The 25,769-nt window shown below is 48.3% G+C and carries 23 protein-coding genes; 10 read left to right on the top strand and 13 right to left on the bottom strand.

Annotated features, from left to right (window positions below):
- Positions 1-6 precede the first annotated feature (6 nt).
- The gene (locus tag Q1A54_RS18470; RefSeq protein ID WP_299991057.1) at positions 7-798 is read right to left on the bottom strand and encodes a phosphatase PAP2 family protein; all 792 of its coding nucleotides are present in this window, start codon (positions 796-798) and stop codon (positions 7-9) included.
- 157 nt (positions 799-955) lie between these two features.
- Between Q1A54_RS18470 and Q1A54_RS18465 the strand changes: the two genes are divergently transcribed.
- The gene (locus Q1A54_RS18465) at positions 956-1,498 is read left to right on the top strand and encodes a DUF4864 domain-containing protein (protein WP_299991055.1); all 543 of its coding nucleotides are present in this window, start codon (positions 956-958) and stop codon (positions 1,496-1,498) included.
- 49 nt (positions 1,499-1,547) lie between these two features.
- On the opposite strand, the gene Q1A54_RS18460 is transcribed toward Q1A54_RS18465, so the two are convergent.
- Complete coding sequence (locus tag Q1A54_RS18460; RefSeq protein WP_299991053.1) at positions 1,548-2,027, bottom strand: GNAT family N-acetyltransferase; 480 nt, start codon at positions 2,025-2,027, stop codon at positions 1,548-1,550.
- 88 nt (positions 2,028-2,115) lie between these two features.
- Entirely contained in the window at positions 2,116-2,613 is a 498-nt protein-coding gene (locus Q1A54_RS18455; RefSeq protein ID WP_299991051.1) for a CHRD domain-containing protein, read from the bottom strand.
- A 190-nt stretch (positions 2,614-2,803) separates the two neighbouring features.
- On the opposite strand from Q1A54_RS18455, the gene Q1A54_RS18450 reads away from it, so the two are divergent.
- The gene (locus tag Q1A54_RS18450; RefSeq protein ID WP_299991049.1) at positions 2,804-3,397 is read left to right on the top strand and encodes a membrane-associated protein; all 594 of its coding nucleotides are present in this window, start codon (positions 2,804-2,806) and stop codon (positions 3,395-3,397) included.
- A gap of 55 nt (positions 3,398-3,452) precedes the next feature.
- On the opposite strand, the gene Q1A54_RS18445 is transcribed toward Q1A54_RS18450, so the two are convergent.
- The 4 genes from Q1A54_RS18445 to Q1A54_RS18430 form a co-directional block, all read right to left on the bottom strand.
- Entirely contained in the window at positions 3,453-4,550 is a 1,098-nt protein-coding gene (locus Q1A54_RS18445) for an efflux RND transporter periplasmic adaptor subunit (RefSeq protein ID WP_196120794.1), read from the bottom strand.
- Between the two features lie 43 nt (positions 4,551-4,593).
- Positions 4,594-5,844 (bottom strand): ABC transporter permease, encoded by a 1,251-nt coding sequence (locus tag Q1A54_RS18440; RefSeq protein ID WP_196120795.1) that lies wholly within the window; start codon positions 5,842-5,844, stop codon positions 4,594-4,596.
- 243 nt (positions 5,845-6,087) lie between these two features.
- On the bottom strand, positions 6,088-7,332 hold the full coding sequence (locus Q1A54_RS18435; RefSeq protein WP_299991045.1) for an ABC transporter permease: 1,245 nt from the start codon (positions 7,330-7,332) through the stop codon (positions 6,088-6,090).
- A gap of 45 nt (positions 7,333-7,377) precedes the next feature.
- Positions 7,378-8,097, bottom strand: a complete 720-nt coding sequence (locus tag Q1A54_RS18430) for an ABC transporter ATP-binding protein (RefSeq protein ID WP_299991043.1) — start codon at positions 8,095-8,097, stop codon at positions 7,378-7,380.
- Positions 8,098-8,406: 309 nt separating this feature from the next.
- Between Q1A54_RS18430 and Q1A54_RS18425 the strand changes: the two genes are divergently transcribed.
- Positions 8,407-8,970 carry a hypothetical protein gene (locus Q1A54_RS18425; RefSeq protein WP_299991041.1) on the top strand — a complete coding sequence of 188 codons (564 nt, stop codon included), beginning with the start codon at positions 8,407-8,409 and terminating at the stop codon, positions 8,968-8,970.
- Positions 8,971-8,981: 11 nt separating this feature from the next.
- On the opposite strand, the gene Q1A54_RS18420 is transcribed toward Q1A54_RS18425, so the two are convergent.
- On the bottom strand, positions 8,982-9,734 hold the full coding sequence (locus tag Q1A54_RS18420; RefSeq protein WP_299991039.1) for a LytTR family DNA-binding domain-containing protein: 753 nt from the start codon (positions 9,732-9,734) through the stop codon (positions 8,982-8,984).
- A 22-nt stretch (positions 9,735-9,756) separates the two neighbouring features.
- Complete coding sequence (locus tag Q1A54_RS18415; protein ID WP_299991037.1) at positions 9,757-10,848, bottom strand: histidine kinase; 1,092 nt, start codon at positions 10,846-10,848, stop codon at positions 9,757-9,759.
- A gap of 232 nt (positions 10,849-11,080) precedes the next feature.
- On the opposite strand from Q1A54_RS18415, the gene Q1A54_RS18410 reads away from it, so the two are divergent.
- On the top strand, positions 11,081-12,082 hold the full coding sequence (locus Q1A54_RS18410) for a S41 family peptidase (RefSeq protein WP_299991035.1): 1,002 nt from the start codon (positions 11,081-11,083) through the stop codon (positions 12,080-12,082).
- A gap of 41 nt (positions 12,083-12,123) precedes the next feature.
- Here the strand turns inward: Q1A54_RS18410 and Q1A54_RS18405 are convergent, their stop codons facing one another.
- Positions 12,124-12,909, bottom strand: a complete 786-nt coding sequence (locus Q1A54_RS18405; protein WP_299991033.1) for a pentapeptide repeat-containing protein — start codon at positions 12,907-12,909, stop codon at positions 12,124-12,126.
- Between the two features lie 48 nt (positions 12,910-12,957).
- Between Q1A54_RS18405 and Q1A54_RS18400 the strand changes: the two genes are divergently transcribed.
- On the top strand, positions 12,958-13,173 hold the full coding sequence (locus Q1A54_RS18400) for a hypothetical protein (RefSeq protein WP_196120800.1): 216 nt from the start codon (positions 12,958-12,960) through the stop codon (positions 13,171-13,173).
- Between the two features lie 171 nt (positions 13,174-13,344).
- Here the strand turns inward: Q1A54_RS18400 and lpdA are convergent, their stop codons facing one another.
- From lpdA to Q1A54_RS18385, 3 genes are all read right to left on the bottom strand, one after another.
- A complete protein-coding gene (gene lpdA, locus Q1A54_RS18395) occupies positions 13,345-14,748 on the bottom strand; it encodes a dihydrolipoyl dehydrogenase (RefSeq protein ID WP_299991030.1) in 1,404 nt (467 codons plus the stop codon).
- Positions 14,749-15,002: 254 nt separating this feature from the next.
- Positions 15,003-16,571 carry a 2-oxoglutarate dehydrogenase complex dihydrolipoyllysine-residue succinyltransferase gene (gene odhB / locus Q1A54_RS18390; RefSeq protein ID WP_299991028.1) on the bottom strand — a complete coding sequence of 523 codons (1,569 nt, stop codon included), beginning with the start codon at positions 16,569-16,571 and terminating at the stop codon, positions 15,003-15,005.
- A gap of 244 nt (positions 16,572-16,815) precedes the next feature.
- Positions 16,816-19,569, bottom strand: coding sequence for a 2-oxoglutarate dehydrogenase E1 component (locus tag Q1A54_RS18385; RefSeq protein WP_299991026.1), 2,754 nt, complete (start codon positions 19,567-19,569; stop codon positions 16,816-16,818).
- Between the two features lie 276 nt (positions 19,570-19,845).
- Here Q1A54_RS18385 and Q1A54_RS18380 point away from each other — a divergent pair, with 276 nt between their 5' ends.
- From Q1A54_RS18380 to aspA, 5 genes are all read left to right on the top strand, one after another.
- Complete coding sequence (locus Q1A54_RS18380; RefSeq protein WP_299991024.1) at positions 19,846-20,325, top strand: very short patch repair endonuclease; 480 nt, start codon at positions 19,846-19,848, stop codon at positions 20,323-20,325.
- Between the two features lie 77 nt (positions 20,326-20,402).
- Entirely contained in the window at positions 20,403-22,130 is a 1,728-nt protein-coding gene (locus Q1A54_RS18375) for a M28 family metallopeptidase (protein ID WP_299991022.1), read from the top strand.
- Positions 22,131-22,460: 330 nt separating this feature from the next.
- Positions 22,461-22,691 carry a hypothetical protein gene (locus Q1A54_RS18370; protein ID WP_007655526.1) on the top strand — a complete coding sequence of 77 codons (231 nt, stop codon included), beginning with the start codon at positions 22,461-22,463 and terminating at the stop codon, positions 22,689-22,691.
- A gap of 130 nt (positions 22,692-22,821) precedes the next feature.
- On the top strand, positions 22,822-24,009 hold the full coding sequence (locus Q1A54_RS18365; RefSeq protein WP_299991019.1) for an HRDC domain-containing protein: 1,188 nt from the start codon (positions 22,822-22,824) through the stop codon (positions 24,007-24,009).
- Between the two features lie 28 nt (positions 24,010-24,037).
- Complete coding sequence (gene aspA, locus Q1A54_RS18360) at positions 24,038-25,447, top strand: aspartate ammonia-lyase (protein WP_299991017.1); 1,410 nt, start codon at positions 24,038-24,040, stop codon at positions 25,445-25,447.
- Positions 25,448-25,769 lie beyond the last annotated feature (322 nt).

Here is a 25,769-nt window from a genome sequence, read left to right as displayed (position 1 = left end):
CTATATTTAGGTGGAGGTCCGAAGCTTTTTGCGGGTCCTGAGGTAACTCATCACCTCCACGATGCTTATCCCTAAGAGCACCCACATGGCCCCTAGCAGAAAGCCCGCCAACACATCCGACAGGAAGTGCACCCCTAAGTAAATCCTGCTGAACCCTACTAGTAAGATCAAAGCTCCTGCTCCGGACAGCACTGCGTTGCGCAAGCGCCGCTGGTGCAGGTGGCGGTAGCCAAAGTAGGCTAGTATGCCCCACAGCGCCATACTTGTGGTGGCATGTCCGCTCGGGAAAGAAAAGTTATGCTCCGGATAGAAAGCCACCTCAGTAGGGCGATCGCGGCTGATAAACTTCTTGCCATACTGCACCGATAGCCCCACCCCGGCCATGGTAAGCCAGAAAGCCAATACCGCTGTGTAGCGCCGGTTGTATAGGAATACAATCGTAGCCAGACCCCCGACGGCAAAGACTGCCTCCCGTGTACCTAGTTGGGTAAATGCATAAAAGGTATGGCTCAGCCACTCGCTGCGCATGCTGTAAAGAAACGCTGTAAAGGCTTTGTCAAGGTGCACCACTCCCTCCGACTCCACCACATCTTCGGTTAGTTGTGAGAGCAACGCCGCATTGACCGCTATAACCAGCAACAGGATGGTCAGGGGTAAGCCAATGAAAGTGGTAGTGTCGAAGCGGCGGAGCAGAAAGCGGGAAAGTCCGGGAAACCGATGAAACAGCTGCTGCACCAGCGGCTGCCTGGCAAGCCAGCCGCGTGTAGATTGAAAAAGATGTGTCAGAAAATGGTTCATACAGGAAAAATCCAACTCTTATACGCAATCTTCTCAATTTTATATGTCCCGCAAGCCATTTACCCTTAAAAAAGAGCTGTTTACATGGCAAAATGATTTATTAACAACTTATTAGCTCTATATAAAGTACATATTTAATATGAGAGGGTTTGAAAATATGTACGACAAACTCCTGCTCGGTGTAGGGGTTATTTTGCTGGTATTACTGTGGGTGCAGTTTCCGGCTATGCCCGAGATGAATGCGGAAGACCATGTACGCTACACCTCGGACGAAGCCAGGACGGTCATGAACTCAAAAGCCCGCTTTCTGAAGCCCTCTAAGACACTTTCTCCTCGTCAGGTTATCAAAATACAGCTACACGCCCTGCAGCGAAACGATATCACCGACAGCGGCATTATCACAGTTTTTAATTTCTCATCGCCAACCAGTCGGGTAAGTTTAGGACCACTCAATCATTTCCGGATGATGGTGCGTGACCCTGCCTATAGCCCCATGCTCAACTTTGTTTCATACAAAACCGGCAAAATGGTGATAACCGATGACACGGCTTACCAGCTTGTCGTTATCAAGGGCGCAAGTGGAGAGCAAGTTCCCTACCTGTTCATATTGGCAAAGCAGCGAAAAGGTATGTACAAAGGCTGCTGGATGACAGTGGGCGTCGCCAGGCAGGACTCAAACCGCCAAACAAGCCTGATTTAAAGCAGCTATACCTGCCGCAGGCTTATACCTAAGCTACTCCTACAGATTTTTAAAGAGGCAATTCCATTTTGATGTCCGCACGCTCGTAGATGCTGGGCGGCATCGGCACTTCCACGAATCCAAGCCGGCGGTACAGGTTCAGCGCTGTCTCAAGTCTCCTGTTTGACACCAGGTATACCATGCGGGCTCCAACTTCGCGGGCCTTCCGTATAGCCGCCTCTCCTAAGAGTTTTCCGATCTTCAGTCCCTGCGCCTTGGGTGTCACCGCCATTTTAGCCAGTTCGTATACACCATCGCCATCGTTGATCAGCGCACAAGTCCCTACAATCTCGCCCTGGTGGCTCGCCATCAAAATAAAGCCTCCCTTGTCTATAATGTAGCTTTGCGGATTGCCAAGAGACTTATGGTCGGCATCCTCCATCACAAAATAGCGAGTGATCCACTCTTCGTTGAGGGCCCGGAACGTACCAGCGTATTGGGGTTCAAAATCAAGTATCTTAACGGTAGCTTCAGTAGTAGCCAAGTGCATAGGGTATTCTAATTTGCCACAAAGGTACACCTATACCTGCCTTATTGTCAAACAGGCTGACCATAATCCTCACCGGCAATACTGCCTGCTAGTTTTCACCGCGTAGTAGCTGTCCTCGCAGTTCTCCGTCCGGATAGGTGCTACTGTGGATGTTCAGGTACCACCTGCCGTCAAGCAACTGCTCTTCCTCTGTTTGGGTAAGCTCCCTGGTGGTACCTGTTACGGAGCCAGTATAGCTGCTCGTGTGGTTTTCAATCGGTATCACAACGGGAGCATTCTCGGTGGCAAGGGCAGGACCGTGGAAATGAATGCCTACTGTATTGTCGCCGGCATCACCGAGTGTCCAGCTGAAATTGTATGTCAGAATTCGGGTGCTCCGATCGTAGGTAGCCGTAAGTGAACCTGATCCGCTTGTGGCAACAGCCGGCACTTCATTTTCACCGGACAACTCTACGTTTGTGAATTCTATTTCACTCTCGAGCATGTCATCTATATCATCTTCGTCATCGCAGGCATAGGCAAAGCCACTCAGCAGCACTAAACAATAGAACATTACTCTCCTGATATTTATATCCTGGTATTCCATAAATCTTAAAATCAAATCGTTATAAATCAAATCCTTATATTATTTTACTTGTCTTGTCGCCAATTGTTAACTGTTGCGTGATATTTAGTGGAGTACAAGGCGGCCCATTGAATAAGCCTGATGGGTGAATGTGCTATACCTGATCCTTTCCAGTCTTTTGAGGTATAAATGTGAAACCGAACCTTACATCATGACTCCTGAGACCATTCCACTCTGGTTACCGATCGCCTATACCTTGTTTCTGCTGGTATTGGTACCAGTTTATTGGAAGCACTATGGCCCGGGCAACTTTCTTTGGTTCTCGGATGTGGCGCTGTTCTCAGTGGGCATCGTGCTCTGGACAGAGAACCACCTTTTGCTGAGTATGATGGCCGTGGGCGTATTGGGGTTGGAGCTTGTCTGGAATGTGGATTATTTTGGTCGCCTGCTCACAGGCAGGGAATTGTTAGGCCTGAGTGATTACATGTTTCATCCGGACAAAAGCCTGTTTCTGAGAGGTCTGTCGCTGTTTCACGTCTTTCTACCAGCTATTGTGATCTGGTTGCTGATCGAGTGGGGTTATGATACCCGCGCCATCTGGTACCAGACGGCACTGGCCTGGATCGTGCTGCCGCTCAGCTATTTCCTCACCGATCCCAAAGAGAATGTGAACTGGGTGTTCGGACCGGGCAATGAACCGCAGCAAGCTATACCCAGCGGCCTGTACTTTGCGCTGGCCATGCTGTTCTTCCCGCTCTGCATCTTTCTACCTTCACACTTCATCTTGCAGTGGCTGTTTAATTAGAGCGCATAAAAAAAGCGGGTATAACCCGCTTTTTTTACTCACCTTAAACAAACAATTAAATATTCTGTGTAGCGTTCGCATCCGGCACTTTTACCTTCTCCGAAGTCTTCAGGCCGGACACCACTTCAATGTTGATCCCGTCTGACAAACCGGTTTTCACTTCACGTTTCTCAAACACCTGCGGAGCAGTTTCCACTTCCACAAACGACTTATCTTTCTCGAACTTCAGCAGGCTTTCCTTCACCGCCATTACGTTTTCACGCTTGTCGAGCACGATGTCGGCGTTGGCGCTATACCCTGCCCGGATGAAGTCTTTCTCGTCGAGCAGCACCTTCGCACGGATCGGGAATTTGATAGAGCCTTCTTCCAGCACGCCTTTCGGAGCGATGTACTCGAGCTCGGCATTGAACACGCGGCCTTCAATAGCACCAATGGTCAGCATCAGGTCCATACCTTCTTTCAGTTTGCCTACCTCCGACTCGTCAATTTTGCCCTCAAAGATCAGGCTGCGCATGTCGGCTACCGAAGCGATGGTTGTGCCCTCGTTGAAGTTGTTGCGCTCAATGATGGAAGTACCCACTTTCACCGGCACGTCCAGCAGCATGCCGTCGATGGTGGAGTATACCAGGTTAGAGGCCTGGCCGCTGCGCTTTGATGCACCTTCACGCACCAGCTGCAGATTGCTCTCCGCTGACTGCAGGGCTTCGCGCTTCAGGTCGTAGTCTGATTTAAAGCGGCGGAACTCCTGTTCGGCAATCACCTTTTGCTCGTAGAGCTGCTCATGGCGGGCCAGTTCGCGCTTGGCCTCCTCGAAGTTGATGCGGGCGGTCTCCAGCGTGTTCTGGGCATTGTTCACGTTCACGATGTTCGGCACAATCTTGATCTTGGCCAGCAGCTGCCCCTGCTTGACGATCTGCCCGGCCTCCACGTACAGCTCTTCCACAATACCCGATACCTGCGACTTCACTTCCACCTCTTTGCGTGGCACAATGGAGCCCGTGGCCACCGTCTTTTTCACGATGTCTGCCTCAAATGGCTCTTCCGTTTTATACACGATCGGGTCGGTGTTGGCCTTGTTGTAGAAGTACCGTCCCAGCCAAACAGACAAGGCCAGCATGACAATCACGAACAGTCCGATAAAAACCTTTTTCATAGTGCTATACTCAATTATGTTCTTTGTTATTCGATGCTTAAAATTACTCTTCCTGCAGGGCCACGACCGGATTCACTCGGGCCGCTTTGGTGGCAGGTATAAGTCCGGCCAATGCACCGGCTACCACCAGTAGTATTGTCGCGGTCACAGCCACGGTCGGGTTCACCTCCGGCGGACCGAAGAAGCCAGCCTGTACGTTATTGTCCACCATAAAGCCTTCGATGGTCGCGATGAGCCCCGTCCCAGCCAGCAAACCTATATAACCGGCAAAGCCCGTGATCACGATGGATTCCTGTATGATCAGGCTTACGATAGACAGCGGCGTAGCACCGAGGGCCTTGCGTATACCTATCTCCTTGGTTCGTTCCTTCACCACGATCAGCATGATGTTGCCCACCCCGATGATACCCGCGATGATGGTACCGATACTCACCAGCCAGCTAAAGCCCGCTATACCTGCAAACAGCCCCTGCACATCCTGAAACTCTTTCTCCACATTGGCTGAGCCAAAAGCTTTCAGATCCGTCGGGGCCACCTTGTGACGCTTCATTAACAAGGCTTTTACTTTTTCCTCCACCACCGCGGCCGGTACGCCGGGCTTAGGTGTCATGGCAAAGAAATTCACCTGATTAGGCTGGTTAAAGGCCTGTTGCAACGTGGTGTTCGGTATAAAAATGGTCTGCGCATCCTGCACCACATCTTCGTCTTTACCGAGCGGCTTGAAAGTACCCACCACTTGAAAGTAAATGCCTTTGATGCTGATGTACTTGCCAATCGGGTCTTCGCCCTCCCCAAACAAAAGCTCCAGGGTACGCGGGCCCACCACTGCCACTTTGCGGCGCTCATTTACGTCTTTTTGATTAATAAAGCGACCACTCATGACATTTGTCGGCTTCACCTGCAGTACCTCCGGCGTTTCGCCATTCACAGTAAAAGAAGAGCTCTTGGTGCCGTATACCACCGAGAAGCTGCCGCGCACCTGGTTACTCGGTGCGATTACATCCACCTCTGGCACAAATGTCCGAATGGCGTCTATATCATCGTTAGTCATCTGGATAAAGCGGCCTGCCTTCAGGCCCATGTAAGGCACACTCGTACGCTGCGTCCACACAAACACGGCATTCTTGGCCACATTAAACTCAGAGGTAATCCCTTTCTCCAGGCCCTTGCCCGCACCCAGCAACAGCACCAACATAAAAATGCCCCAGAACACCCCAAAAGCCGTCAGCGCCGTACGCAGCTTGTGCTTCTTTACGGTGTTATAAATCTCGGTCCATTTATCAATGTCGATCATATTTTTATTGAGTGAATGAGTGATTTAGTGAATGTGTGATTGTCTGTTTTCTTATTGATTGAATTAGTGAGTTTTCTATGAAAAGCTGTTCTGTTGATTATTGATTTATTGATTCTGAAAGCCTTTCAAGCAGTGATTATTAATGATCCATTAAATGAATAAATAACCGATTCTATAGTCTTATCTCCATTTAACCACTTAGTAAGTCAAATATGAAAATCACTCATTCGCTGACTCACCGATCTAATCCGCCCTTAGCGCCTCAATCGGTTTGATTCTGGCTGCTTTCAAGGCTGGCATTAAACCGGCTAAAGCTCCAGAGATTACCAATACCAAGGTGGCCGCCAGCGCTACACCTGGATCTACTTCGGGATTGGCAAAGAAAGGCGCTTCTGCCCCCGATGACTCCATCAAATATTCCAGACCTGCGAGCACACCTGTGCCTGCCAGCAAACCCAAATAACCCGAAAAGGCCGTTATCACCACAGACTCCTGCAGGATCAGACTGACTATGGAGAAGGGTGTTGCGCCTAGCGCCTTGCGCACGCCGATCTCGCGGGTGCGCTCCTTGACGATGATCAGCATGATGTTGCTCACGCCCACGATGCCGGCAATCAGGGTACCTATTCCCACTATCCAGACAAATATTTTGATGCCGTTAAAGAGCCCCATCACTTTCAGGAATTCAGCCTCGGTATTCTCTACCCCAATGGCCATTTTGTCCTCGCTGGAGAACTTGTGGCGCTCGGCCAGCAAATTGCGCAAGCGGCCTTCCATGTCTTTGGCACTCACGCCGGGCTCGGCTACCAGCGCCATCATATGTACTTGGTTAGGCTGGTTAAAAGCGGCCTGCAGCGTCGAGAAAGGCACGTAGGCCCGTTCTTCGCGACGACTACTGTTATTGCCGCGCATCTTAAAAGTGCCGACTACCTTAAAGTGTATACCCTTAATGTTGACGTACTCCCCCACCGGATCGCCCTCCCCAAACAGCACCTTGCTCACCTGGTCGCCGATCACAACGACTTTGCGCTTCTCGCGCTCGTCAATCTCATTGAGCAAGCGACCTCTGAAGGGTATCTCGCCGTTTATTTTCAGAAAGCCCGGCTCAGCACCAAATACCTGATAAGAGCCGTTCTTGGTTTTGTAGTTGATGGTGAACTCGCCCAGCACCCGATTGCGGGGCGATAGAATCTGCACATTGTCCACGTCACGGTGCACCGAGGTTATATCCTGATTGGTCAGTTTTATCTCGCGCCCCGGAGACATGCCTTTGTGCGCCAACGCCGTCTTGCCAGTCCACAAGTAGATGCTGTTCTTGGCTCCAGCCCCAAAACGGTTGTACACGCCATTCTCCAGCCCCTTGCCAGCGCCTAGCAAAAGCACCAGCATAAAGATGCCCCAGAACACGCCAAAGGCGGTCAGGAACGTGCGCAGCTTGTTTTTCTGCATCGTCCCGAGTATCTCCTGCCATTTGTCTAGGTCAAACATATTTTGGATTGCTGGTTGTTAATTATTGAATGCTGGTGGTCAGGCTTAGCTTTTAGCGGCTACCGCCTCTGCTGCGAGTATGGCTTCTTCTGAGCTATGGTCATTGTGCACGATCAGGCCGTCTTTGAGCCGAATCACACGATGCGTCTGGGCAGCAATGTCGTTTTCGTGCGTTACGATCACCACCGTCATCCCTTTGCTGTTTACATCTTTGAAAATGTCCATCACGTCGTAGGAAGTCTGTGTATCGAGGGCGCCTGTCGGTTCGTCGGCCAGGATCAGTTTGGGCTGCGAAATAAGCGCTCTGGCAATAGCCACACGTTGTTTCTGACCACCCGACATCTCATTGGGGGAGTGCTCTGCCCAGTCTTTCAGGCCTACCATGTCGAGGTACTCCAGTGCCAGTTTGTTGCGCTGTTTGCGGCCTACGTTCTGGTAATAAAGTGGCAAGGCCACGTTCTCCATCGCGTTTTTGAAAGAAAGCAGATTGAATGACTGAAACACAAAGCCCAGAAACTTATTGCGGTAGTAAGCCGCCTTCGCAGCCGACAGGTTTCGGATAGGCGTGCCGGCCAAGGTATAGCTGCCGCTGTCATAGTCATCGAGAATGCCGAGTATGTTGAGCAAAGTGGATTTGCCGGAGCCGGAAGAACCCATGATCGAGACCAGTTCCCCCTCTTCTATGTGCATGTCGATTCCTTTGAGCACATGCAGTTTGTTGTGCCCCACCGCATAGTATTTGTGTATATTTTCCAACTGTATCATAGGCGGCAGACGAAAATGGTGGCAAATAAATTACAAGTAATTGCTTTGCAAAGTGCTCTATATAGTGTTAAGTTTTCCAAAACTTATACCTACAGCGACATTATATCGATTGACAGGTATAGTTTATCTATCAACTAATTACAGTTCAGCAGGCAAACTTTGGCGACCTTTGCTCTTATTTAAGTTAAAACGAAACTCAATACACGACTATTTTGCCGTACTCATCATAAAGATTAAAAAGACGGTTGATAGGTTGCCTGAGCTATGGTAAATATTTTGCCGACTAAGTTCTCTTTGCGTAGAAGAGCTATGCGATACACGGATATACCTGCACCTATCCTCTTCCATCCACTCAAACATCACTTGGCTTATATTCGGGAGTTTATAAAGGAGCAGGCAACCGCAGAGGAGACAACACTTGTCGCTCAGCTCAAAACGATAGGTAGCTCACAGCTCGACCTATACCTGGGTGAGTTATCGACGCTGCAAATCGCGACAGAGACCATTGCATACCTACAGTTGCAACAGGCAATTTCGCCAGATGCCTACCGGCTATACCTGTCAGGCAGCACCTCCGAATATCAGTTGGTTTCTTTGTCTGATGGAAGCCAGTGGGTATTTCGATGGGGAATTGTAGAAGGAAGGCATGTGCACCTGCATCCGGCAAGGTATAGCCAGCACACGATCCGGGTTAAGGCCAACACACTCAAAACTGCTGTGGCTACTTTGATAGCGGTGCAGCGCCTGCATGTTACTGTGCCAGATCTATCGCTGATCAATCAAGTGCGCTTGCAATGGCTGGAGCTAGCGCCTATACCTGCCTATGTGCCTAAAGAAGGCCTGGACAGGATGCTCCAGCTGCTCCAACAGTGACCGGACCTTCTCTATACTCTTTTGTTGGCATTTTCAATCAGCTCCATAAAACTCTCTTTAAAGGTGTCGCCAACAGGGATAACAGCATCGCCAATAAAGATCCGGTTCCGCTCAATAGAGTCGATTTTATCTAGTGAGATGATGTACGACTTGTGAACCCGCACAAACTGCTGCGTAGGCAATTGTTCTTGCATCTTTTTGATGTTCCGGAGCGATAAGATACGCTCCTGGCGGGTATAGATGGACACGTAGTTTTGCAGTCCTTCCACATACAGAATGTCATCCAGCCTCACCTTCATGATCTTGTATTCCGTCTTCACAAAAATAAAATTCCGGTTATTCGGATCCAGAGCTCTTTCTCCCGAATGAATCGGAAGCTGAGTAGCAACAGATGGGAGACTTGCCTTCAGCTGCTGATGTGCCTTCTGTGCCGCTTTGTAAAACCTATCGAAAGCGATCGGTTTGAGCAGATAGTCCACCACGTTGTGTTCATAGCCTTCCAGCGCGTATTCAGTGTAGGCTGTTGTGAGAATAACCCGGCACTTGTCGCCAATGATTTTCATAACCTGTATACCTGTCAGCTCAGGCATCTGGATGTCCAAAAAGATCAAGTCTATTTGCTCCCGCTCTATAAGCTTCAGCGCCTCCAAAGCACTGGTGGTGCTGGCCACAAGCTCTAAAAAGTCGATCTTCCGAATATAATCCGTCAGGATGTCCAGCGCCAGAGGCTTGTCATCTACCACAAGGCAGCGTATTGTTTTCATTTGATTGCTCATGTCAGGCTTACTAAGTTAGGGCAGGTATAGCTTGGTGTTCATTATGTTTAACTGGCATCAGGGCATCTAGCTGCAATGCCAGTTCCACTTCAAAGGTATGGAGCTCGTCTGTAATCTCCAGGGTATAGCTAGCAGGGTATAGCAGCTCCAACCGACGCCGGACATTAACCAGTCCTATACCTCCTGTTCTGTCTTTCTGATCCCTGTTTTTCCGGTTCAGCACCCTAAACAGCAGGGTATCACCTTCTACAGCTAGGTTGATACGTATCGGATGGTTTGGGTCATCGCATACACCGTGCTTAAAGGCGTTCTCCACAAAGGCAATCAGCACCAGCGGCGATATCAGCTTTTGGTTAAGATGACCCTTTTTCTCAAACTCGATGAAAGCATGCCCTTTCAATCCGATGCGTTGCAGGTCGATCACATCTTCCAGGTATTCTACTTCCTTTGAGAGGAGTACCTTGTCTGCCTCGCTCTCGCGGAGCATGTAACGTAGCAGCGCCGACAGTTTGAGCAGTGCCTCTGGCGCCTGATCAGATTTTTGGTAGGTAAGTGAGTAGATGTCGTTGATGGTATTAAAGAGGAAATGCGGGTTGATCTGTGATTTCAGAAAAGCCAGCTCTGTTGTCAGTTTTGCTTTCTCCAGCTCCTTTTTCTCCTCCTGTGTTTTGAAATAATCAACTACGTAGCCATAGGCTATACCTAATAGGATGTACATCAAACTACCTCTCAGCACACTCTGGAAGATCCATACCATGGTGATTTCCCGCCCATAGGTAGCCCAGTTAAAGTATTTAAGAAGGATAAGCTCCAGCAAATAATGCACTGGTGTAAACGCTATCAGCAAGGCCAGTACACTGAACGCATAAATGCCATACCTGCTTTTGCCAAAAAAACGAGGCACCAGCACCAAGGCATTCAGGTAAAACAGCGCTGCTGTCAGCAGGGTGCGCACAAAGTCAATAGCCGTGGTTTTGTACAGCGAGGCCAAGGTATACTGGGCATCATAAAAGTAGTAATACTGGAAGCCGTAAATCGTGTCTTTGAAGAAATCGAAAAACCAGAACAGGCAGTGGAACAGGATGATCTTCTTCTTATGCATCCCTAAAAATAAATGAATTGATCAGAATATCGCGGGTAAAATACAGCAACTGCCCAATTTACTTTACCAACCGCTATACCTCGTGTAGCAAGCTGTTCGTGTAACCCAAAACCGGTTCGTCAATTGATATGGGCAGTTGCTGTATTGCTGTCGTTGCCTTCGCTCAGGAGCCAGTATGTTTGCATCAGTTAAACGAAACAAGCAAACTGATATAAAACGAACCTCAAGCTCCATGAAAAAGCCGTTCCTCCTCCTTCTTGCCTTCCTTGCTTCAGCTCAACTTTCTTTTGCACAGGCATTGCCCGACTCCATCCAGACCTACGTGGTGCAGGCGCTGGATATCATGAAGAATAATTCGCTTAAGAAGCACAACACGGACTGGGAAACGCTTTATGCCAAGACACTGGAAGACGCAAAGAGTGCTACAACAATAAGAGCTACTTACCCGGTGATTGAAAAAGCACTCCATCGCTTAGGCGATGGGCACAGTGGCTTGTATGGTGCCGAGATTATTGAGGTGCTGTCGAAGTACAGCTACGAGGAGGCCACTTCTCAGAAACTGCCCATGCCATCCGGACGCATGGTGGAAGGCAAATACGCCATGATCGTTATTCCGGGCTTCGCTGCTTTCCTAAATGAAGAACAACTTGCCTTCACAGATTCCCTTCATAGCATTATCAGGGCACTGGATACGCAGAAACCAAAAGGATGGATCATAGATTTGCGTAGGAACCAGGGTGGTAATTTTGAGCCTACTATGGCAGGCTTACTCCCGATTTTAGGCGATGGCAACTGGATAGGCTATACCGATGCGGATGGTAGCCTTAGACACGAAACTTACAAAAACGGCACTATCACAGGTTTAACAGATAGCCTGGAGCACATGATTGCTAAGCCTTATAGGGTGAAGAAGCGTAACCTCCCTGTTGCAGTACTGGTGAGCAAATCCACCAGCTCTTCAGGGGAATTTGCGGCTATCACATTTGTCGGCAGACAACGCACCAAGCTTATCGGGGTCAGTACACTAGGCCTGACAACAAGCAATCAGCCCTTTGTCTTGTCTGACGGCGCTTGGCTAAACCTGACCACGACAAAAGCCACTGACAGAAACGGCAAGGTATACGGTAGGAGTATCACGCCTGATATTAAGCTTAGCCTGACTGACAACGAAAAGGAAAACAACGCGCTATACCTGGAGGCAGCAATCAAACATCTGAAGAGTTCTAAGAAATAAAAAGAAAGGCCACCTCCAGGGGTGGCCTTTCTTTTTAGCGACTAGTTGTTCACCAGGTCAGCTCTCGAGACCTTGCGGTTGTTGACTTGTGTGTACTTAAAGTCTTCATCTCCATTAAACTCGGTTCTTTGAAAGTCCAGGTTGTTGCCTACCTTGGTGTACTTAAAGTTAGCCAAGCCTCTGAAGTTCGCTTGTCTGAAATTGGCGTCCTGACTGAACTTCGTATACTTGAAGTTTGCTTCTCTCCTGAAAGTAGCACGGTCAAAGCTGGCAGTCTGCGGGAAGTTGGTGTATTTAAAGTTGGCCTCTTCTTCAAACTTTACATTGCTGTAATCGGCAGATTTAGAAAACTTACTATACTTGAAGTTTCCCTCGTGGCGGAAGCGACTGCCTGCAAATGACACGTCTTCTTTGAACTTTGAGTACTTGAATGCACTGTACCCTTCAAATACACAGTTCTCAAAGCGCACGGCCTTATCGAAATTCGTATTGAACACCTCGTTCTTTCTGTTGAAGAGCTTGATGTCCTGATTATCCGGGTTGTAGTAAGCCAGCACATCATCTTTAAAAGTACAGTCAACAAAGGTTAGTGGCACTTTCACGGTGCTCAGATACTCCTTCGTACTATACTTGTCGTCAGATTTTTTCTCAATGTGCATGTTGTCCAGAGTCGTCAGATCCAGTACACCTACAATCACAGCATTCTTGTAAGTGACGGCTTCACCACGGTTTATCTTGTCAATGATTTCGGAAGCATTCACTCGGGTTTGTGCCCACGTTAGAAAAGGAATTGCTAACAGGAAGAGGAGTAAAAATGATTTTTTCATGGTTTTAAGGTATAAGTATTGAGTAGAACATCAGCTTATACCCCTTAGATGAAGCATATCCGGGAAAGGTTGCCTGGCTATTATTTTTTATTCATCCAGAAACTGCACAACAGTGCGAACCACAATCCAAAAAATCAGGAAAACAAACAGGAAGACCGCAGAAAAGGTAAGTGCTTTTTCCACAAGATTGGTACAGAGCAACTGACAGGTATAGCTCGCCACCAGGAAAGGCAGCAGAACACCGAGACCTATCATGATTCTTAATGCTTTGTCGAAGGATTGCTGCGGCTCATTCATAATTATAATTTTTTCAATTTTTCATGTTTAAATATAACGAAAAATATTTAAATATAGTTATTCCAACTATATAGTAATAAAAAAGCAGCACCACCCTTCTCGGATGATGCTGCTTCTACAATTGATACGTAACTCTTCTTAAATGTGCAGGGCGCGGTTTTCAGTCGCTGCCAGACAAGCCTCTTTAATGGCCTCCGTATAGGTTGGGTGCGCATGGCTCATGCGGGAGATATCCTCAGCCGAAGCACGGAACTCCATCGCTACAACTGCCTCTGCAATCAGGTCAGCGATACGCGGGCCGATCATATGCATACCCAAAATTTCGTCTGTTTCTTTGTCAGCCAGCACCTTCACGAAACCGTCAGTATCCATCGATGCCTTGGCACGACCAGACGCTTTGAACGGGAACGAACCGGTTTTATATGCACGGCCCTGCTCTTTCAATTGCTCTTCAGTGTAGCCTACGCCTGCCACTTCCGGCCAGGTATACACCACACCCGGTATCAGGTTGTAGTTGATGTGCGGCTTCTGTCCTACAATGGTCTCTGCCACAAACACGCCTTCTTCTTCAGCTTTGTGAGCCAGCATAGCGCCACGCACCACGTCACCGATCGCGTAGATGCCCGGCACGTTGGTTTCCAGGTGATCGTTCACGGCAATCATACCGCGCTCACCCATCTGCACACCAGCATTCTCCAGACCAAGTCCTTCGGTATATGGCTTGCGACCCACTGATACCAGCACGTAGTCACCATCAAACGTAACAGTTTCGCCTTTCGGGTTCTCAGCTGTCACAGTCACTGTTTCGCCTTCGTTGGTAGCGCCGGTTACTTTGTGGTTGAAGAAGAACTCGAAGCCGAGTGTTTTCTTCAGCACACGCTGCAGCTCTTTGCCCAGCGCACGGTCCATCGTCGGGATGATGGCGTCCATGTACTCAATCACCTGAACTTTCGTACCCAGGCGCGCATACACAGAGCCCAGCTCCAGTCCGATCACACCGCCACCGATCACAATCATTTTCTTCGGAACCTCCGTCAGCGACAAAGCTTCTGTAGACGTGATGATACGCTTTTTGTCGATTGGCAGGAATGGCAGCGCTGTCGGCTTAGAACCCGTCGCGATGATGGTTTTATCCGTCTCGATCTGCTGCTCCTGACCGTCTATACCTGCGATCTTGATGGTGTTCTTGTTCACGAATGAACCCAGACCATAGTACGTGTCGATCTTGTTCTTCTTCATCAGGAAGGCGATGCCGTCGTTATTCGACTTCACTACTTCGCCCTTCCGCTTGATCATCTGCTGGATGTTCACCTGCAGGTCATTCAGCTCGATGCCGTGCTCCTTAAAGGTATGCGCCGCATTGTGGTAATGCTCCGATGAATCAAGAAGTGCTTTAGAAGGTATACAGCCTACGTTGAGGCAAGTACCGCCCAGCACGTTATACTTCTCTATAATAGCGGTTTTAAGGCCCAACTGCGCGCAGCGTATAGCTGCCACATACCCGCCAGGACCAGAACCGATTACTGTAACGTCGTATTTCATCTTTCTATACTTTGAAGAGAGGTATACTCTCGTTTCTGTTTTTGATTTCTTTTAATATGCCGCGAGCGTCCTCGCTCGTGTCTATTATTGTTGGACCTCTGGTCCAGCAAGCTTATAACTTAGATACAGCCATATGGGCCAGAGGCCCCACTATATAAGTCACGAGCGAGGACGCTCGCGCCATACTGCAACTAAGTAACATAAAAAGGAGGAGCAAACTTGTTCGCTTACCCCTCCTTCCTTATCTCAATAAATTAAACGCCTAACAGGAGTCTCATCGGATCCTCTAACAGTTCTTTCACGCGTACCAGGAAGCTAACTGACTCACGACCGTCAATGATACGGTGGTCATAAGAGAGGGCCAGGTACATCATCGGGCGAATCTCAACTTGTCCGTTCACGGCAACCGGGCGCTGCACGATGTTGTGCATACCTAAGATAGCCGACTGCGGTGCGTTGATGATTGGTGTAGACATCATAGAACCAAACACACCACCATTGGTGATCGTGAAGGTACCGCCTGTCATCTCCTCAATTGAAAGTTTCCCATCACGAGCCTTCTTAGCCAGACGAATCACTTCTTTCTCAATGCCATCCAACGTCAGCTGCTCTGCGTTACGGATAACCGGAACCACCAAGCCTTTCGGAGAAGAAACCGCAATGGAGATGTCGCAGAAATCGTTGAACACCATGTCATTGCCATCGATCATGGCGTTAACAGCTGGCCACTCTTGCAGGGCTACAGTACAAGCCTTCGTGAAGAAGGACATGAAACCTAAGCCTACCTCGTGCTTCTCCTTGAACTTGTCTTTGTATTTGGCGCGGATGTCCATGATCGGCTTCATGTCTACCTCGTTGAAAGTAGTCAGCATAGCCGTTTCGTTTTTCACCTGTACCAGACGACGGGCAACTGTTTTGCGCAGCGAGCTCATTTTCTCGCGACGCTGGTTGCGATCGCCGGTAGCAGCCGGAGCTGAAGTTTCTTGCTTAGCAGCCGGAGCTGGGGCAGCAGCAGGTTGTGCAGCTGATTTCTGAGCGCCCATTGCGTCTTCTTTCGTAATGCGACCGTCACGGCCTGTACCTTGCACATCGGCAGGGTTGATGCCTTTCTCAGAAAGGATCTTGCCTGCAGCTGGTGATGGTGTGCCAGAAGCGTAAGTCTGTGCGCCAGATGGAGCAGCGGCAGCTGGCTGCGAAGCCTGCTGTGCAGCCGGAGCGCTTGGCTGGGCGGCTGGTTTAGATGCGCCTGCTCCAGCACCTGCCACAATGCGGCAAAGCAGTCCACCGATCTCTACCGTGTCGCCCTGCTGCGCTACAATCTGTAGTGTACCGGCAGCCTCAGCTGGCAGCTCAAACGTTGCCTTATCAGACTCCAGTTCGGCGATTACCTCGTCCATTTCTACGTGGTCACCTTCGTTTTTCAACCAGTTGGCGATCGTTACTTCTGTGATAGACTCGCCTACTGTTGGTACGCGCATTTCTACTGTTTCGCCAGTGCCTTGTGCAGCGGCAGGAGCTGACTCCTGTGCAGCCGGGGCAGCGGTTTCTTCTTTGGCGGCAGGGGCAGCTGGTGCACTACCGGCCTCGCCGTTTTGCTCGATGCGGCAGATGGTGGCGCCCACATCAATGGTATCGCCTTCCTGCGCAACGATGCGTAAAATGCCTGCGGCTTCTGCGGGCAGTTCAAAGGTGGCTTTGTCAGATTCCAGCTCAGCAATCACCTCATCCATCTCCACACGGTCGCCGTCTTTCTTTAGCCACTGGGCTATGGTTACCTCGGTGATCGACTCACCTACAGCAGGCACTTTAACTTCTAAGCTCATATTTTTTTGATCAATTATGAATTACGAATTAAGAATTACGAGTGAATAATGATTAATGACGAATTATTAATGTTTAGTTATGCAGGAATAACAAGTAGTGAATAATGACGAAATAGTGTTGGGTGATGACGAAGAAATAATTCTTGTTAGTCAATACCGAATCAAACATCATTTACTGTCCATTAGCGATTACTCCTCATCCCCTATCATTAATTATTCGTCATTATTCAATACTCATTATTAATTAGATCGCGAACGCGCGTTCAACCAGTTCCTGCTGCTCTTTACCGTGGATCTTGTTGTAACCGGTTGCAGGCGATGCACTTGGCTTACGTGCCACTACATCCTCAATGCCATTGCGCATAATGCGTAGGATATACATCCAGCCACCCATGTTCTCCGGCTCTTCCTGTACCCAGTATACTTTCGCGTTCTTATACTTTTTCAGTTCAGCTTCCAACTGCACTTTCGGGAACGGCGCCAGCTGCTCCATACGGATCAGGGCCACATCCTTGCGCTTATTCTTCTGCTGCTCTTCCAACAGGTCGAAGTATACCTTGCCAGTGCACAGCAATACTTTCTTCACTGACTTGGCGGAAGCGTAGTTGTCACCGATCACTTCTCTGAAACCACCTTTGGTGAATTCCTCTATAGGAGAAACCACGTTCGGGTGACGCAGCAGCGACTTCGGTGCCATATTGATGGCCGGCTTGCGGAATGGCAGGGCCAACTGGCGACGCAGGAAGTGGAAGAAGTTAGCAGGTGTTGTGATGTTGGTCACAAACATGTTGTTCTCAGCTGCCAGCTGCAGGAAGCGCTCAGGACGGGCATTGGAGTGCTCCGGTCCCTGACCTTCGTAGCCATGCGGCAACAGCATTACCACACCGTTCATACGCTGCCACTTAGACTCTGTAGCCGCAATAAACTGGTCGATCATCACCTGGGCTCCGTTGGCGAAGTCACCAAACTGTGCTTCCCAGATCACAAGCGCATTCGGGTTTGCCATCGCATAGCCAAACTCAAAACCCAGTACGCCATACTCTGACAGCAGGGAGTTGTATATCTCCAGTTTAACCTGGTCTTCCTGGATGTAGTTCAGGTTAGAGTAAGGAGCGCTTGTATTGGCGTCGCGCAACACAGCATGACGGTGTGAGAACGTTCCGCGCTGCACATCCTGCCCGCTTAAGCGCACTACTCTACCCTCAGCCAGGATAGAACCATAAGCCAGCAACTCGGCTGCTGCCCAGTTCAGCTGACGGGTCTCGAAGAACATTTCCTTACGCTCTTTCAACAGCTTCTCAATCTGCTTGAGCGGCTTAAAGCCCTGCGGCACGTTTGAAAGTGCTGTACCCACTTTCTGGATCACTTCCTCTGATATACCTGTTTCAGGCGATTGATTGAAATCTTCCGGCTTGGAACGGCGCAGTTCTTTCCACTCTTTTTCCAGTGTCTGGTAATTATATGGAAGCGGCTTCTGCTTCACCATGTCCAGACGGTCCTGCAGCATCTGACGGAACTCCTTGTCCATTGTCTTTGCCAGTTCTGCATTTATATCTCCTTTGCTGATTAACTCTTTGTTGTATACCTCACGTGGGTTCGGGTGCTTAGAGATCAGGTTATAGAGGTGCGGCTGTGTGAACTTCGGTTCGTCTGCTTCGTTGTGGCCATGACGACGGTAGCACACCATGTCAATGAAGATGTCGTTACCGAACTTCTGACGGTACTCTGTAGCCAGACGCACAGCGAAAACCACTGCCTCCGGATCGTCGCCGTTCACGTGCAGCACTGGTGCGTCGATGATCTTGGCCACATCCGTGCAGTAGATAGAAGAACGGGCATCTTCGAAGTCAGTCGTAAATCCAACCTGGTTGTTGATCACAAAGTGGATCGTACCGCCAGTCTGATACCCTGACAGCTTTGCCATCTGCGTTACTTCGTACACGATGCCCTGTCCGGCTACGGCTGCGTCACCGTGGATCAGGATCGGCACGATCTGCTTCGGATCGCGGTCATACATGCAGTCAATCTTGGCACGCACAAAGCCCTCTACTACCGGATTTACCGCCTCCAGATGCGAAGGGTTTGGTGCCAGTTTCAGGTTCACTTTGTTGCCAGATGGGGTATCCACTTCAGAAGAGAAGCCCATGTGGTATTTCACGTCACCGTCACCCATGGTCAGGTCTGGCGTAGCCGTACCCTCAAACTCAGAGAAAATCTGCTCGTAAGTTTTGCCCATGATATTGGCCAGCACGTTCAGGCGGCCACGGTGCGCCATACCGATCACCACTTCCTTCGCGCCTAGCTCAGAAGCTTTGTCGATGATGGCATCCAGTGCAGGTATTGTCGTTTCGCCACCTTCCAGTGAGAAACGCTTCTGACCCAAGAATTTGGTATGCAGGAAGTTTTCAAATACAACTGCTTCGTTCAGTTTAGAAAGAATGCGTTTCTTGTATTCTATACCTGGATTGAAGTTCAGGGACTCGTTCTCAATCTTGTTCTGCAACCAGGACAGTACCTCCGGATCACGGATATACATGTACTCGTAGCCGATCGGGCCTTCATAGATTTTCTGAACTGCTGCTACTATATTGCGCAGCTTGGCAGGTCCGATACCAACAATTTCACCTACCTGAAAAACTGTATCCAGGTCAGCCTCTGATAAACCAAAGTCTTTCAGGTCCAGCAGAGCTTTGCGGTCTTTTCGCTCGCGTACCGGGTTGGTCTTAGAACGCAAGTGCCCGCGGCTGCGATAGGCGTATATAAAGTTGCGAACTGCTACTTCTTTGTCGGATTCACCTGCTGCGGTGGCTTTGGCAGGGGCGGCAGCCGGAGCTTCCGCTGTTTCGTGGCCATTCTCAGTATAAGTAGTTGAGAACTCATAGCCTTCGAAGAATTTGCGCCATCCAAAATCAACTGATTCAGGATCCTGCTGATAAGCCTTGTACAGCTCATCAATGTAGGCTCCGTGCGCATTGGCGATATAGGTATATTTATCCATAACTAATGTTTACGGCTGTGTGTAAAGGCAAAGTTAAGAGTATTTATAAGAATTCAAACTTTATACATTCGCATAAGCAAATACGTCTCTTTATCAACATTATACCATCATATATACTATTTATATATAGTGTTGAATAATAAAGAGACTCGTCATGTAACCATTCAAATTTCCGTGTCCTATGTATGCTACTTTTTGTTTTTACTGAATCCTGGCTTTATCCGGCACTTTCAACAGCAGCTGTTTGTTAAAAACTATCATAATAGCCTTTCGAAATTGGCCGCCAGAAAAAAAGCTAAAAAGTATAGCCAGAAACCTGTCCCGCTCACTGCCCGTGAGAAAGTGAGCAAATACATGCGCGGAAACAAAAGCCGTGATACGCAACCAGAGCTTCTGTTGCGTCGTGCCCTGTGGCATAACGGCCTCCGTGGTTACCGGGTCCATTGGCGCAAAGCCCCAGGCAAGCCTGACATCTGCTACCCATCACGCCGGTTAGCAATTTTTGTACATGGCTGCTTCTGGCATCGCTGCTCTTACTGCCAACCAGCATTTCCAAAGTCAAACCTACGGTTTTGGGAAGAAAAGTTTATCAATAATCAGATGCGTGACGAACGCTACAAAACGCTGTACCGGGAAGCCGGCTGGCAACGGGTGGTGGTATGGGAGTGTCAACTGTATCAGGACCTCGCATCCTGCCTCAGCCTGATCAAGGTACTGCACCGCGGCGTTCCTGCCAGTTGGGAAATAGCCGCCTGATCAAAATCCGGCCATTCGCAACCAACGGTATGAATAAAAGTATTATCTTCAGTACTTTAACATACCTACAAAACCCTATGAAAAAAGATATGATCGGCCTGGCTTTGCTTAGCCTGGTAGCTTTTGGTTGCAGCGAAAATGCCAGAGAAGTAGCAGACAGCGATGGCGATCGCACTGCTGTTGCCGGTGATACGACCGGTTTGCTTGCCGCCCAACAGAGCATTAACGCAAATGACCTCCTGCAGCACATCCGCGTGCTCGCTTCTGATGAGTTTGAGGGCCGCAGCCCCGGCACTCCCGGCGAAGACTCTACTGTCAACTACCTTACCCGTGAGTTTCAGAAGCTTGGCTTGCAGCCCGGCAATCCGGACGGCACTTTCGTGCAGAATGTTCCCATGTTTGGCTTCACCGCACAGCCTCAGGCAAACTTTACAGCAGGTGGCAAAACCATCAACCTTTCCTTTCCGGATGATTACGTAGCTGTGTCGCGCCGCTTTGTTCGGGATGTGAATGTGAACAACTCTGATTTAGTATTTGTGGGCTACGGCATTGTGGCGCCTGAGTATGGCTGGGATGATTATAAAGGTGTGGACGTAAAAGGCAAGACCATTGTCATGCTCATCAACGATCCGCCAATACCAAATCCTGATAACCCTGAGCAGTTGGATAGCACCATTTTTGGCGGCAAGGGCATGACCTACTATGGTCGCTGGACCTATAAATATGAGATAGCTGCTGAGAAGGGTGCTGCCGCTGCTATCATCATCCACGAGACCGGCCCTGCAGGCTACCCTTACGAAGTGGTATCAGGAAGCTGGAGTCGCGAGAACTTTGATATCAGCAACGCAGGCAAGAATATGGACCGCCTTTCTGTCGAATCCTGGATAACAGAAGAAAAGGCCCGTGAGCTCTTTACAGCATCTGGCAATAGCTTTGAAAAACTAAAGAACGCTGCCGCCCAAAAAGGCTTCAAGCCTGTTCCACTGAATGCCAAAGCAAACTTCAGCCTCAAGAACCAGCTGCGGGAAGTAGAGTCACGCAATGTGATTGCCAAGCTGGAAGGATCTGATCCGAACCTTAAGGATGAGTACGTGGTTTATACGGCACATTGGGACCACCTGGGCAAGGACGAGAAGCTGCAAGGTGATCAGATCTACAATGGCGCCATGGACAATGCCAGCGGTACAGCGGGCCTGATCGAGCTGGCCAAGGCATTCACCCAATTACCCGAAAAGCCTAAACGCTCTATCCTGTTTCTGGCTGTGACTGCTGAAGAGAAAGGTTTGCTGGGTTCTAAATACTATGCGTCTAATCCGCTCTACCCACTAAACAAAACACTGGCCAACATTAACATGGATGTGCTCAACCCTTATCACCCCACGGAGGATGTGATCGTAATCGGGTATGGCAACTCTGACTTGGAAGATGTACTGGCTGAAGAGGCCCGTACGCAAAACCGTCGTATCGTGCCAGAGGCGTCCCCTGAGAAGGGCTCTTTTTATCGTTCTGATCACTTCGAGTTCGCCAAGCAGGGCGTACCCGCTTTATATGCCAAATCAGGTATAGTCGCCCGCGATCAGCCTGCTGACTTCATAACCAAAAAACAGGAGCAGTATACAGCTGAGCACTATCATAAGGTGGGCGACGAGGTATATGACGACTGGAACCTAGACGGTGCTGTAGAAGATCTGCAACTTTACTTCCGGGTAGGCTATCGTGTGGCAAATGGTACTTCCTATCCAGCATGGCGCGAAAAGTCTGAGTTCAGAGCAAAGCGAGAGAAGTCTTTAGCTGAAGTGCAATAACTGAATTCCACTAGTCTGAAGGAGCCTTGCTGTAAATTCAGCAGGGCTCCTTTTTTAATGGTCTATATTAAGGGCTAAGTACTCTTTTCTTCATCAGCCCAGCCATACCTTTACATAAATAAAATCTTATTTTATAAAGAACTCACTATAATAGACCTGAAGCTATGCTTCTTCAAACACCCTCCATTCACCCTTTTAAAATGTTGTTTTGCAGCTAAATACAATGCACTCACAGGGATTACTACAAAAAAAAATAATCTTCGGGGTTACCTTTCCGTATAAACCGAATAAATAAGTACAAATTTACTTGTTTAACAAAATTTGAAAATCATGAAAAAGACAATAAAATTTGCATTTGCTGCATTCGCTTTCTTTGCTTTCACAGCTTGTGGTTCCGAGAACAACACAGCTACTGAAACTGACCGTATTGATGAGGTAGAAACCTCTGACATGGATATCGATGCAGACATGGACATGGAAGCCGATACTACTACAGTTATGGATACTACTGTAAATGACGGCGTAGCAGACGAAATTCCAGAAGAAAGACCTATTCAATAATCTACATAAATTTACGAAATGAAAAGCCCCCTTTCAGCGTGCTGAAAGGGGGCTTTTTTATACCTCACTCACTGAAGAAAAATAGCATTAGACGTATGGATATGGCTTAATACTTGTTTAAATTTAGCCAATGGAAAAATTATCTTTAGAAGAAGACGGTGTGGCAATTGAGTTGGTAGCCTCTGATGCGGACCTGCATCAGGCTATACACCAATTAGAGCAGTGTAGCGAACTAGCCGTTGACCTTGAGTTTGATCAGAACCGCTTTACCTATGGCTTTAACCTTTGCCTGATCCAGATCGCTGACGGCAAAGGAAATTGCTTTATAATAGACCCTTTTTACATTGATGATCTGACGCCATTTTTCCAGCTAATGGAAAATCAGGCCATTACGAAAATCATCCATCACTCTAACAACGACATCCTACTACTTGACAAAATGGGATGCTCCGTTAAAGGTATAGTTGACACCGATGTTGCTGCCAAGATCCTAAACTATGAGCGCTCTTCATTGGCTACCGTGCTTAAGGAGGAGTTTGGTAAAGAGATCGATAAGTCACAGCAGTCCAGTAACTGGAATAAGCGACCTCTTACTGAAGACCAGCTTCGCTATGCGGCTATTGATGTGATATACCTGCATAAAATAAAAGCCAAACTACTTCAGGAAATTGAGAAACTGGACCGCATGCACTGGCTTGAAGAAGAGAACCATCTCTTGGAGCAGCTTAAGTATACTGAGTCAGAAAATCCACACTTGCGTCTGAAACACTCATACCGCCTTAACTATTACCAACAGTATCTCTTGAAGGGCCTCTATACCTTTCGGGAGAACATGGCCCGACAGTTTAACAAACCTGCCCATTTCGTTATCCCAAATGATGCACTTGTCGAATTAGCCAACAACCCGAACGCTGACCTACACGAATGGCTTAACCATACGAGAGGTATACACGGCAACCTGAAAAAGCCAAAGAATGAGCGCATGTTACAGGACGCATTGCAGGATGCTAAGGACGCAGCCAAGGCCAACCATATCAGCCATGATTATCCTGAACATCGCTTTCAAAGGCCGCTGCGTACTCCTGAAACAGAACGTCGCAAAGAATTAATGACTGCGGTGCAGAAAGAAATTATTGCCAGGTATGGGGAGTATTCATCCAAACTGATCATTAACCAAAGCCTGATTACGGACTATAGCCAGAATGGAAAGTTGCGTTGCACGAAGAAATATGCAAGCAACATTGTAATGGAGGTGGCACAGGATCTAGGTATAGAAATACATATCTCCACTGCTCCTCAGCAGACAGGGAGTAAATAAATTCGCTTTAAAGAACACATCATATAGCATGGACAAAGTAAGGATAGAACACGACTTTCTGGGAGAAAAAGAAATCCCGCATGAGGTCTACTATGGAATTCAAACAACACGCGCACTCGAGAACTTTCATATTACAGGGACACCCATCTCAAAAGAGCCGCTCTTTATAAAGGCCTTTGCTTATGTAAAAAAAGCAGCCGCTCTGGCCAACCATAAGTGTGGCGTGTTGAGCAAAGAGGTAACCGATGCTATTGTTTATGCCAGTGATAAACTGATTGCAGGTGAGTACCTGGATCAATTTGTAACTGACATGATTCAAGGGGGTGCTGGTACTTCCGTGAACATGAATGTAAATGAAGTGATCGCCAACATTGGCTTGGAGCACATGGGACATACAAAGGGCATGTATAACTATCTACATCCTAATAACCATGTGAATTGTTCGCAATCTACCAACGATGCCTATCCTACTGCTTTCAGACTGGCCCTTTATTGGAAGATACAGGCCTTTATAGAGAGCCTCGAGGCTTTACAACAATCATTTGGACGCAAGGCTGATGAGTTTAAAGAAGTTCTGAAAATGGGGCGCACCCAATTACAGGATGCTGTGCCAATGACTTTGGGAGCCGAATTCCATGGTTTCTCTACCACGATTCGGGAAGACATCCAGCGCCTTCATGAAGTAAAGATGCTGATCTGTGAAATAAACATGGGGGCTACGGCAATCGGCACCTCTATCAACGCACCACAGGGCTATCCACAAATGGTAACAGATATACTGCAGGAGATTTCGGGTGTACCTGTTGTACTTGCCGAGGACCTGATCGAAGCCACTTGTGATACAGGAGCCTATGTGCAGGTATCCGGTGTCATGAAACGCTGCGCCATCAAAGTGTCTAAGATCTGCAACGACTTGCGCTTGTTATCATCCGGCCCACGGGCAGGTTTAAATGAGATTAATCTTCCGCGCATGCAACCGGGATCCTCTATCATGCCTGGTAAAGTAAACCCTGTAATACCAGAAGTAGTCAATCAAACGGCTTATTACGTCATAGGGGCAGACATGACGGTGACTATGGCTGCAGAGGCTGGTCAATTACAGCTCAATGTAATGGAACCTGTTATAGCGTACAGTTTATTTAATTCCCTGACTTTCCTGGAGAATGCATGCTATACCTTACAAAGCAAATGCGTTGATGGCATTACTGCTAACGAAGAGATATGCCGCAACATGGTTATGAACAGCATCGGTATCGTCACATCGCTCAACCCGATACTGGGATACGAGGAGTCTGCCTCAATCGCTAAGGAAGCATTAGCAACCGGCAAGTCTATTCATGAGATTACAGTAGTAGAGCGTAAACTGATCACCCAAGCTAAATGGGATGAGATTTTCTCTATGGAGAACCTGATCAACCCGAAGTTCATCAACATATAGTTTTAAAGGTAATCAATAAAAAAGGGGCTGCATTTAATTAAATGCAGCCCCTTTTTTATTTGCTAGTATTGTAGTAACGAAAATAATAAGAGATAAAGCTTCTAATAGCTTTTAACATCACATAACTAAGCACTGCAATCAGTTTAAGTCATACCTATATAGTATGTGGGTAAACATTACAACAATGTTTATTACCTACCATCGCTTCATTCATCTCTTATTGATTAGCGCTAGTCCTTTTTATAATCCCCCCGAGGGGATGCAGAACCTAGCAGCCTGCTCCCCCTTTCTTGTGAGGGGCTTCAAACGGGGACAGCCCCTG

Source organism: uncultured Pontibacter sp. (assembly GCF_947502515.1).
Lineage (GTDB): Bacteria > Bacteroidota > Bacteroidia > Cytophagales > Hymenobacteraceae > Pontibacter.
Note: the sequence above shows the minus strand (reverse complement) of the source record. Positions and strands in the feature narration are given on the sequence as shown.

Excerpts from the sequence above, each read along its gene's own strand:
- Q1A54_RS18470 (WP_299991057.1), bottom strand. The coding sequence starts at position 798 with ATGAACCATTTTCTGACACATCTTTTTCAATCTACACGCGGCTGGCTT.
- Q1A54_RS18465 (WP_299991055.1), top strand. The coding sequence starts at position 956 with ATGTACGACAAACTCCTGCTCGGTGTAGGGGTTATTTTGCTGGTATTA.
- Q1A54_RS18460 (WP_299991053.1), bottom strand. The coding sequence starts at position 2,027 with ATGCACTTGGCTACTACTGAAGCTACCGTTAAGATACTTGATTTTGAA.
- Q1A54_RS18455 (WP_299991051.1), bottom strand. The coding sequence starts at position 2,613 with ATGGAATACCAGGATATAAATATCAGGAGAGTAATGTTCTATTGTTTA.
- Q1A54_RS18450 (WP_299991049.1), top strand. The coding sequence starts at position 2,804 with ATGACTCCTGAGACCATTCCACTCTGGTTACCGATCGCCTATACCTTG.
- Q1A54_RS18445 (WP_196120794.1), bottom strand. The coding sequence starts at position 4,550 with ATGAAAAAGGTTTTTATCGGACTGTTCGTGATTGTCATGCTGGCCTTG.
- Q1A54_RS18440 (WP_196120795.1), bottom strand. The coding sequence starts at position 5,844 with ATGATCGACATTGATAAATGGACCGAGATTTATAACACCGTAAAGAAG.
- Q1A54_RS18435 (WP_299991045.1), bottom strand. The coding sequence starts at position 7,332 with ATGTTTGACCTAGACAAATGGCAGGAGATACTCGGGACGATGCAGAAA.
- Q1A54_RS18430 (WP_299991043.1), bottom strand. The coding sequence starts at position 8,097 with ATGATACAGTTGGAAAATATACACAAATACTATGCGGTGGGGCACAAC.
- Q1A54_RS18425 (WP_299991041.1), top strand. The coding sequence starts at position 8,407 with ATGCGATACACGGATATACCTGCACCTATCCTCTTCCATCCACTCAAA.
- Q1A54_RS18420 (WP_299991039.1), bottom strand. The coding sequence starts at position 9,734 with ATGAAAACAATACGCTGCCTTGTGGTAGATGACAAGCCTCTGGCGCTG.
- Q1A54_RS18415 (WP_299991037.1), bottom strand. The coding sequence starts at position 10,848 with ATGCATAAGAAGAAGATCATCCTGTTCCACTGCCTGTTCTGGTTTTTC.
- Q1A54_RS18410 (WP_299991035.1), top strand. The coding sequence starts at position 11,081 with ATGAAAAAGCCGTTCCTCCTCCTTCTTGCCTTCCTTGCTTCAGCTCAA.
- Q1A54_RS18405 (WP_299991033.1), bottom strand. The coding sequence starts at position 12,909 with ATGAAAAAATCATTTTTACTCCTCTTCCTGTTAGCAATTCCTTTTCTA.
- Q1A54_RS18400 (WP_196120800.1), top strand. The coding sequence starts at position 12,958 with ATGAAGCATATCCGGGAAAGGTTGCCTGGCTATTATTTTTTATTCATC.
- lpdA (WP_299991030.1), bottom strand. The coding sequence starts at position 14,748 with ATGAAATACGACGTTACAGTAATCGGTTCTGGTCCTGGCGGGTATGTG.
- odhB (WP_299991028.1), bottom strand. The coding sequence starts at position 16,571 with ATGAGCTTAGAAGTTAAAGTGCCTGCTGTAGGTGAGTCGATCACCGAG.
- Q1A54_RS18385 (WP_299991026.1), bottom strand. The coding sequence starts at position 19,569 with ATGGATAAATATACCTATATCGCCAATGCGCACGGAGCCTACATTGAT.
- Q1A54_RS18375 (WP_299991022.1), top strand. The coding sequence starts at position 20,403 with ATGAAAAAAGATATGATCGGCCTGGCTTTGCTTAGCCTGGTAGCTTTT.
- Q1A54_RS18370 (WP_007655526.1), top strand. The coding sequence starts at position 22,461 with ATGAAAAAGACAATAAAATTTGCATTTGCTGCATTCGCTTTCTTTGCT.
- Q1A54_RS18365 (WP_299991019.1), top strand. The coding sequence starts at position 22,822 with ATGGAAAAATTATCTTTAGAAGAAGACGGTGTGGCAATTGAGTTGGTA.
- aspA (WP_299991017.1), top strand. The coding sequence starts at position 24,038 with ATGGACAAAGTAAGGATAGAACACGACTTTCTGGGAGAAAAAGAAATC.